This is a genomic window from Streptomyces sp. NPDC057654 (assembly GCF_042800135.1).
Taxonomy (GTDB): domain Bacteria; phylum Actinomycetota; class Actinomycetes; order Streptomycetales; family Streptomycetaceae; genus Streptomyces.
This window is the reverse complement of the sequence record NZ_JBHVHQ010000321.1, coordinates 1-8703: the sequence shown is the minus strand read 5'-3', so window position 1 is coordinate 8703 and position 8703 is coordinate 1. Positions and strand designations below refer to the sequence as shown.

Annotated in this window: 8 protein-coding genes; 4 read left to right on the top strand and 4 right to left on the bottom strand. The window is 71.6% G+C overall.

Annotation, left to right across the window (positions count from 1 at the left end):
- Window positions 1-13: 13 nt before the first annotated feature.
- Window positions 14-1885 carry a translation elongation factor 4 gene (lepA, locus tag ACFU99_RS22845; RefSeq protein ID WP_384394811.1) on the bottom strand — a complete coding sequence of 624 codons (1872 nt, stop codon included), beginning with the start codon at window positions 1883-1885 and terminating at the stop codon, window positions 14-16.
- Between the two features lie 211 nt (window positions 1886-2096).
- On the opposite strand from lepA, the gene rpsT reads away from it, so the two are divergent.
- On the top strand, window positions 2097-2363 hold the full coding sequence (gene rpsT / locus ACFU99_RS22840; RefSeq protein WP_384394809.1) for a 30S ribosomal protein S20: 267 nt from the start codon (window positions 2097-2099) through the stop codon (window positions 2361-2363).
- A gap of 251 nt (window positions 2364-2614) precedes the next feature.
- Here rpsT and holA read toward each other — a convergent pair whose 3' ends face one another.
- A complete protein-coding gene (gene holA / locus ACFU99_RS22835; RefSeq protein ID WP_384394807.1) occupies window positions 2615-3604 on the bottom strand; it encodes a DNA polymerase III subunit delta in 990 nt (329 codons plus the stop codon).
- A 57-nt stretch (window positions 3605-3661) separates the two neighbouring features.
- Here holA and ACFU99_RS22830 point away from each other — a divergent pair, with 57 nt between their 5' ends.
- Window positions 3662-3910 (top strand): hypothetical protein, encoded by a 249-nt coding sequence (locus ACFU99_RS22830; RefSeq protein WP_363131756.1) that lies wholly within the window; start codon window positions 3662-3664, stop codon window positions 3908-3910.
- Window positions 3911-3959: 49 nt separating this feature from the next.
- Here the strand turns inward: ACFU99_RS22830 and ACFU99_RS22825 are convergent, their stop codons facing one another.
- Complete coding sequence (locus tag ACFU99_RS22825; protein ID WP_384394805.1) at window positions 3960-4889, bottom strand: VOC family protein; 930 nt, start codon at window positions 4887-4889, stop codon at window positions 3960-3962.
- Between the two features lie 164 nt (window positions 4890-5053).
- Here ACFU99_RS22825 and ACFU99_RS22820 point away from each other — a divergent pair, with 164 nt between their 5' ends.
- Complete coding sequence (locus tag ACFU99_RS22820) at window positions 5054-5782, top strand: FadR/GntR family transcriptional regulator (protein ID WP_384394804.1); 729 nt, start codon at window positions 5054-5056, stop codon at window positions 5780-5782.
- A gap of 192 nt (window positions 5783-5974) precedes the next feature.
- A complete protein-coding gene (locus ACFU99_RS22815; RefSeq protein ID WP_384394802.1) occupies window positions 5975-7468 on the top strand; it encodes a substrate-binding domain-containing protein in 1494 nt (497 codons plus the stop codon).
- Here ACFU99_RS22815 and ACFU99_RS22810 read toward each other — a convergent pair.
- Window positions 7371-8703: ComEC/Rec2 family competence protein (locus ACFU99_RS22810; protein WP_384394800.1), on the bottom strand; the 1333-nt coding region annotated here is incomplete at its 5' end. The two genes, ACFU99_RS22815 and ACFU99_RS22810, sit on opposite strands and share 98 nt — an antisense overlap.

Sequence of the window (8703 nt, the reverse complement as noted above, 5' to 3'; positions counted from 1 at the left end):
TCCCCGCCCGGCGTCACTTCTTCTTGGAGTCCGAACCGTCGGAGTCCGTGGACAGCACCGCGATGAACGCCTCCTGCGGCACCTCCACGTTGCCGACCATCTTCATCCGCTTCTTGCCCTCCTTCTGCTTCTCCAGCAGCTTCCGCTTACGGGAGATGTCACCGCCGTAGCACTTGGCGAGCACGTCCTTGCGGATCGCGCGCACCGTCTCACGGGCGATGACGCGGCTGCCGATGGCCGCCTGGATGGGCACCTCGAAGTTCTGCCGCGGGATGAGCTCGCGCAGCTTGGCGACCAGCCGCACCCCGTACGCGTACGCCTTGTCCTTGTGGGTGACCGCGGAGAACGCGTCGACCTTGTCGCCGTGCAGCAGGATGTCGACCTTGACGAGCTGCGCCTGCTGCTCGCCGGTGGGCTCGTAGTCGAGCGACGCGTAACCGCGGGTCTTGGACTTCAGCTGGTCGAAGAAGTCGAAGACGATCTCGGCGAGCGGGAGGGTGTAGCGCAGCTCGACGCGGTCCTCGGAGAGGTAGTCCATGCCGAGCAGCGAGCCGCGGCGGGCCTGGCAGAGCTCCATGATCGAGCCGATGAACTCGCTGGGGGCCAGCACGGTCGCGCGGACGACCGGCTCGTGCACCTCGGCGATCTTGCCCTCGGGGAACTCGCTCGGGTTGGTGACCGTGTGCTCGGTCCCGTCCTCCATGATCACGCGGTAGACCACGTTGGGGGCGGTGGCGATCAGGTCGAGGCCGAACTCGCGCTCCAGCCGCTCCCGGATCACGTCCAGGTGCAGCAGGCCGAGGAAGCCGACGCGGAAGCCGAAGCCGAGCGCGGCGGACGTCTCCGGCTCGTAGACCAGCGCGGCGTCGTTGAGCTGGAGCTTGTCGAGGGCCTCGCGCAGCTCCGGGTAGTCCGAGCCGTCCAGCGGGTACAGGCCCGAGAACACCATCGGCTTCGGGTCCTTGTAGCCCCCGAGCGGCTCGGTGGCGCCCTTGTTGAGGGAGGTGATCGTGTCACCGACCTTGGACTGCCGTACGTCCTTCACGCCGGTGATGATGTAGCCGACCTCGCCGACGCCGATGCCGTCGGCGGCCTTCATCTCGGGCGAGGAGACGCCGATCTCCAGCAGCTCGTGCGCGGCCCCGGTGGACATCATCCGGATCCGCTCGCGCCGGTTGAGCTGGCCGTCGACGACCCGGACGTACGTGACCACGCCGCGGTACGAGTCGTACACCGAGTCGAAGATCATCGCGCGGGCCGGGGCGTCCGCGACGCCGACCGGGGCCGGGACCTCGGCGACGACCTTGTCGAGCAGCGCGTCGACGCCCTCGCCGGTCTTGGCGGAGACCTTGAGCACGTCGGACGGGTCGCAGCCGATGAGGTGCGCCAGCTCGGCGGCGAACTTCTCGGGCTGGGCGGCGGGCAGGTCGATCTTGTTGAGGACCGGGATGATCGTGAGGTCGTGCTCCATCGCCAGATAGAGGTTGGCGAGGGTCTGCGCCTCGATCCCCTGGGCGGCGTCGACGAGGAGGATGCAGCCCTCGCACGCGGCGAGCGAGCGGGAGACCTCGTAGGTGAAGTCGACGTGGCCGGGGGTGTCGATCATGTTGAGGACATGGGTGACGCCCTGCTCCGCGCCCTCCGTGGGCGCCCAGGGCAGCCGGACCGCCTGGGACTTGATCGTGATGCCGCGCTCACGCTCGATGTCCATGCGGTCGAGATACTGCGCGCGCATCTGCCGCTGGTCGACCACTCCGGTCAGCTGGAGCATCCGGTCGGCGAGCGTCGACTTGCCATGGTCGATGTGCGCGATGATGCAGAAGTTACGGATGAGAGCCGGGGCGGTACGGCTCGGCTCCGGCACGTTCGAAGGGGTCGCGGGCACGCAGGGTCCATTCGGTGATTGAACGCGGCTAGCGCGGGTGAGCGCGGCTAGGCGGGGCTCGGGCATACCGCACCATCGTCCCATGAGCGGCGGCCTCGGTCCGGTTTGGGAGGCCGGAGAGCCTGCTGGTAGCCTGGTCCACCGTGCCTCGTGCCCTCTCCGGGGTCGCGAAGCACTCATCGAAATCCGACGAACCTGAAAAGGCTCTTTCGTGGCGAACATCAAGTCCCAGATCAAGCGGAACAAGACGAACGAGAAGGCGCGCCTGCGCAACAAGGCCGTCAAGTCCTCGCTCAAGACCGCGATCCGTCAGACCCGTGAGGCCGTTGCCGCCGGTGACCTGGAGAAGGCCACCGCTGCCGCCGCCCTCGCCGGCAAGAAGCTCGACAAGGCCGCCAGCCGTGGCGTGATCCACAAGAACTCCGCCGCCAACAAGAAGTCGGCGCTGGCCAAGCGGATCTCCACCCTCCAGGGCTGAGACCTCCCGTAGTTCCACAGCTTGACCCCGGGGCGCGTGCCCCGGGACCGCCGGACAGGACTCAGCGGACCCTCTCTACCGCTCCGGTCCGGAAGCCCCAGCCATTGACTGGGGCACCGCGCCGCACACGAGCCTGCGTTCGCCACGCGGGTGCGGCGCACACAGCGTGAATCCGAAGGCCCCGAGCCCGTCTTCCCCAGGCGGCTCGGGGCCTTCGATATGTACGGAGCGGGGTCCGGCCAGGGCTTCGGCTACTGGTTCCGGGCGCGGGCGGCGCGGGCCACGGCGACGACGGCCTTCTCCAGGGCGTACTCCGGATCGTCGCCGCCGCCCTTGACGCCCGCGTCGGCCTCGGCGACGGCGCGCAGCGCGACGGCGACGCCGTCCGCGGACCCGCCGCGCATCTGCTGGCGCACCCGGTCGATCTTCCAGGGCGGCATGCCCAGCTCGCGGGCCAGATCGCCGGGGCGGGCGCCGCGCGGGGCGGAGGCCAGCTTGCCGATCGCCCGTACGCCCTGGGCCAGGGCGCTGGTGATCAGTACGGGCGCGACCCCGGTGGACATCGACCAGCGCAGCGCCTCCAGCGCCTCGGCGGCCCGGCCCTCCACGGCCCGGTCGGCGACGGTGAAGCTGGACGCCTCGGCGCGGCCCGTGTGATAGCGGGCCACCACGGCCTCGTCGATGGTGCCCTCGACGTCCGCGACGAGCTGGGAGCAGGCGCTGGCCAGCTCCCGCAGGTCGCTGCCGATGGCGTCCACGAGGGCCTGGCACGCCTCGGGGGTCGCGGAGCGGCCGGTGGCGCGGAATTCGGAGCGTACGAACGCGAGCCGGTCGGCGGGCTTGGTCATCTTGGGGCAGGCGACCTCGCGGGCCCCGGCCTTGCGGGCCGCGTCCAGCAGGCCCTTGCCCTTGGCTCCGCCGGCGTGCAGCAGGACGAGCGTGATCTCCTCGGCGGGCGCCGAGAAATAGCCCTTCACGTCCTTGATCGTGTCCGCGGAGAGGTCCTGGGCGTTGCGGACGATCACCACTTTGCGCTCGGCGAAGAGGGACGGGCTGGTCAGCTCGGCGAGCGTGCCGGGCTGGAGCGCGTCGGAGGTGAGGTCGCGCACGTCGGTGTCCGCGTCGGCGGCGCGGGCCGCCGCCACCACCTGCTGCACGGCGCGGTCGAGGAGCAGATCCTCCTGGCCCACCGCGAGCGTGACGGGGGCGAGCAGGTCGTCGGGGGAAGGTTTCCTGGCCATCGCGGTCCAGCATCCCATGCGGCACCGACAGCGCCGCGCGTGCCGGAGAATGTGGGGGTGAGCGACGTACGACATGTGCTGGTGCTGCCCGACCGCGATGCCGCGGAGGAGGTGGCGGAGTCCCTCGGGGACCGCTTCGGCGTGCGCGAGGAGCCGCAGCTCGTCCGCGACGCGCTGGCGGGCGAGGACGACGCCGAGGACGCGCAGTGGCTGGTGGTGATCGAGGACCCGGCGGGGCGGCTCGACGCGACGGCGCTGGACGAGTTCGCCGCCGAGTACGAGGGCTGGCGGGAAGCCGGCCACTGACCCGTGGGACCCGTCGGGCTCCCGTTTCGGAGAGCTTCCATCGCCGCGGTCATCCCGCCGCGCTGTGGCTGCGGGTCATGAGGTCGGCGAGGTCCTCGGGGCGCACGAAGGACGCGGGCGGCGGCGGACCCCAGCTGAACAGCCCCTTGGCGCCCTCGAAGACCTCGGGCTTCCACAACTGGTCGTCGACGACGCAGTCCATGTCGGAGTAGTACTCGGAGAAGTTGCCGGCCGGGTCCTTGAGGTACCAGAAGAAGTTGGACCCGGCGTGGTGCCGGCCCAGGCCCCAGACGTGCCGCTCCGGGTGGTCCTCCAGCATGGCCATCGCGCCGCGGCCGATGTCGTCGACGTCGTCCACCTGCCAGGACGTGTGGTGCAGGAAGGTGACGGGCGCGTTGAGGACGAGGATGTTGTGGTGGTCGGTGGAGCAGCGCAGGAACGCTCCGGAGTCCTTGATGTAGTCGCTGGCCTTGAACCCGAGGCCGTCGCGGAAGAAAGCGGCCGTGGTGTCGAAGTCGGTGGTGCCGACGACGGCGTGGCCGAGCTTGCGCGGGCGGACCGCCCCGGAGCGCCGGGTGCCCGGCGCGCGCGAGTCCACGCGCTCGACGCGTCCGGGCCCGTTGTACGGCGTGGCCGGGACCGCCGCCGGCTGCTCCGCTCGCGGCACGACCTGGAGGACCGCGCGTAACCCGGTCGCCTTGTCGTACGCGGTCAGTGAGGCGTCGGCGGTCTCGGCGGGCACCCCGAGGCGGGCGAGCCGGTGCGCCGCGGCGGCGAGGTCGTCGGGGTCGTCGACGCCGACGCGCGCTTCGACGAGGCGGCGCGTCGGGGCGTGTACGACGCGCAGCTGGCGGCCCCCGTCGCGGGTGGCGAACCAGCCGTCGCCGTCCGGGGAGAGGCCGAGGTCGGCGTAGTAGGCCGCCGTCTCGGCGACGTTGGGGACGCCCATGGTGATGGAGATCAGACGGTGCAGTGCCATGGCGGGGCTCCTTCGTCCGTAATCCGCAGAGGCCCAAGGGCCTCGTCGCAGGCGCTAATTGAGCATGATGATTATGACGATCCTGCGCCGCCGTTCCTCATGGCGTCAAGGGGGAGTAGTTGTAATATCCATAATGAATAGATTCGGCTATGTCGAGGAGCGCCGTGAGCACCGCCCGCCCCGCAGCACCCGGCCGTGCCGAACAGGCCGCGGGCCGCATCGCCGAGCTGGCCAAGAATGCCGAGCCCGGCACCCGGCTCGGCACGAAGGAGGAGCTGCGGGGCCGGTGCGCCGTCTCTGCGGGGACGTTCAACGAGTCCCTGCGGCTCCTCCAGGCGCGCGGTCTGGTGACCGTCCGTCCGGGGCCGGGCGGCGGGATCTTCTCCTCGCGGCCGTCGCCGATGGTCAGGCTGGGCAACTCCATGCTCGCCCTCGACGCGCAGGAGACGGACGTCGCCGAAGCCGTCCGCATCCGGGACGCGCTCGATCCGCTGCTGATCGAGGACGCCCTCTGGCACGCCTCCCCGGCCGACTTCGCCGAGCTGCGCGGGCACCTCGACGTCATGGCGCGGGCCGTGGAGGCCGCCGACCCCGTCGCCTTCGTCCGCGCGAACTGGCGGCTCCACGCGCGGATCGCGGCCATCAGCCCCAACGCCCTGCTCCGCTCGCTCTACAACAACCTGCTCGACCTCATCGAGTCCCACACCCTCGGCGTCCTGCCGGGCGGCGAACAGCCCCTCGCCGAGTACATCGCGCACCGTCACGAACTGCACCGCGACATCGTGGACGCGCTCGAACGCCGGGATCGCGAGGCATCGCTGCGGCTGATCCGCGAACACCACACCAGTCCCAGGAGCCCGCTCGACAACGCCCCGCGCGTGGAGGGCTCTTGAGGTGACGGGCCCGCCGGGCCGCCTCACCGGCGGGGCACTTCGGCGGAGTGCGCGGCCTTCGACGGACTTCGGCGGACGGGGGATGAACCTCCGGTGACGGGGAGCGAAAACGCGCCCGGGGCGTGTGGCGCGTTCGTACATTGCTCGCATACGAACGCTCGACGCCCGACCGATCGCCCGTGCGAGGACCCCGTGACGCTGCCCAGCACCGAGACGATCCTCGCCGCCGCCGGACTCCTGGCGACCGCGCTGATCTGGGCCGTGGACCGGTTCCTGCCGGGGCGCAAACGGATCGGCTACCGGGTGCAGATGGACACGGCGATCGGCATGAACCCGCAAGCCGCCCACAGCGTCGTCCAGTTGCGGCTGCTGCGGGCGGACCGGGAGATCACGGGCGCGACGCTGGCACTGCTGCGCATCGAGAACGACGGCAGCAAGGACATCGTCCGCCAGGACTACCAGGAGCCGCTGACCGTCGACTTCGCGGGCCGCACCGTCGTCGGGGTGGAGGTCCCGGACTCCAACCCGCCGAACCTCGCGGCCATGCTGACCCGCAACGGCGGGCTGCGCCCCGACGGCAGCCGCCTCACCCTGCCCCGCGTGCCGCTCAACAAGCGCAACCACTTCAAGCTCCTCGTCCTGCTCTCCGGCACCGGGACCGGGGAGCGCATCACGCTGGAGGGCTTCCTCAGCGGCGGCCGGATCGTGCGGAACGCGCAGCGGCGCGGCCCGCAGCCGGTCAGCCTCGCGCTGGGCTCGGTCTTCATCATCCTGGTCGGGCTGCTCGGCGGGCTCCAGCTCAGCGGCTCGGACAGCCCGCCGCGCAGCGAGTGCGCGTCGGGACGGCTCACGGTCACCGGGTCGTCCGCCTTCGCCCGGGTGACCTCGCTGATCAGCACCGCGTACGAGCGGCAGTGCCCGGGGGCCGAGATCACCGTGACGGAGAGCGCGAGCCTGACGGCGCTCCAGGAGCTGAACAGCCTCGGCGGCAAGGCCCACCCCGATGCCCCCGCCCGCATCGCCGTGTCGGACGGGCCCGCCCCGCGCAGTTTCCAGCAGCTTCGGGGGCAGCCGGCAGGCGTCGTGATCTTCAGCGTCGTGGCCAACAAGGACACCGGGATACATAACCTGACGTTGCGTCAACTGCGGGAGATCTACGCGGGCAAGTACCGCAACTGGAGCGAGCTCGACGGCAACAACCAGGAAATCCGCTTCGTCAGCCGCACCTCCAACTCCGGCACCCGCAAGGTCTTCGAGCAGAAGGTGCTGCGCGGCGGCACGGAACCCGTCGCCTCCTCCGACGACTGCCGCAACAAGGACCGCATCCCCTCCGCCCGCTTCGTCAACTGCGAGCTGAGCAGCACCGACCAGCTCGTCGCCGAGGTCAACCGCGTGCCGGGCGCCATCGGCTACGGCGAGATGTCCGCCGCCACCAAACAGCCGAACGTCAACCGCCTCCTGCTGGACGGCGGCGAACCCGATATCGAGCGCGTACGTCAAAACACCTATCCCTTCTGGGCGGTCGAGAACTTCTACACCTACGGCCCTCCGAAAGACGGCTCCCTCACCGCCAAATTCCTCACCTACCTCAGCGGCGACACCGCGAAGAACACCATGCGGACCTACGGCCATGTCCCCTGCGCCGACCTGCGGGCCCAGCCGGACTCCCCCTGCGCCCAGCCCTGACCACCCCGGAGCCGTTCCTCAGCACCGCGACCGGCCCGTCCGTGTCGGTGCGCAGCACGGCCGCCCCGCCGGCCCGCAGCGCCGCGACCGTACGGGCCGACGGATGCCCGTACAGGTTGCGCGCCCCGCAGGAGATCACGGCAAGACGCGGTCTCAGCCGGCGCATCAGCTCCGGGTCCTGATACGCCGACCCGTGATGGGCGACCTTGACGACATCCACCGCCGACAACTCGGGGTGCGCCGCCAACAGCGCCTGCTGGGCGGGCGGTTCGAGGTCTCCCAGCAGGAGTACGGTCAGCCCCGCCGTACGGACGAGCAGCGTGACGCTCGCGTCATTGGGCCCGCCCTCGGCCCCTGTCCCTGCCCCTGCGGGCCCGGACGTAGGCGGCGGCCACAGCACCTCCCAGGACAGGCCCCCGACGCGCCGCCGCTCCCCCGGCACCGCAGCGATCACCGGCACCCGCCCGGCCGCCGCCTCCCGCCGCACGGACGCCACCTGGTCGGGCGGCTCTTCGAGCGTCGTCGTCTCGATCGCGCCGACGGCGCGGCCGCGCAACGCGCCGGGCAGCCCTTCGGTGTGGTCGGCGTGAAAATGCGTGAGAACGAGGAGCGGCACGATGTCCACGCCCAGGTCTCTCAGGCACCGGTCGACGGCGCGGGGTTCGGGCCCGGTGTCCACCACGACGGCCTTGCCGGGCCCGGCGGCCAGCACCAGCGCGTCGCCCTGGCCCACATCGCACGCGACCATGCGCCAGCCCGGCGGCGGCCAGCCGGTGATCGCCCGCGTCAGCGGGGCGGGGCGGACGACCGCGACGATCAGCAGCAGCGCGCACGCCGCGCACAGCATCGGGTGCCGCAGCGCCCTGCGCGCCGCGAACACGGCGGCCCCCGTGACCACCGCCAGCAGCAGCCCGCCGCCCCACCCCTGCGGCCAGCCGAATTCCGCGCCGGGCAGCCCCGCGCCCGTACGGGCCACCGACGCGATCCAGCCCGCCGGCCACCCCGCCAGCCAGGCCAGGCCCTGTGCCGCCGGCAGCGCGATCGGCGCTGCGGCGAGCGCCGCGAACCCGAGGACCGTGGCGGGGCCGACCGCCAGTTCCGCGAGGAGGTTGCAGGGGACGGCGACGAGGCTGACGCGCGCGGCCAGCACCACGACGACCGGGGCGCAGACCGCCTGCGCGGCGGCGGCCGCCGCGAGCGCTTCAGCCGCCCGAGGCGGCACCCCTCGCCGCCGC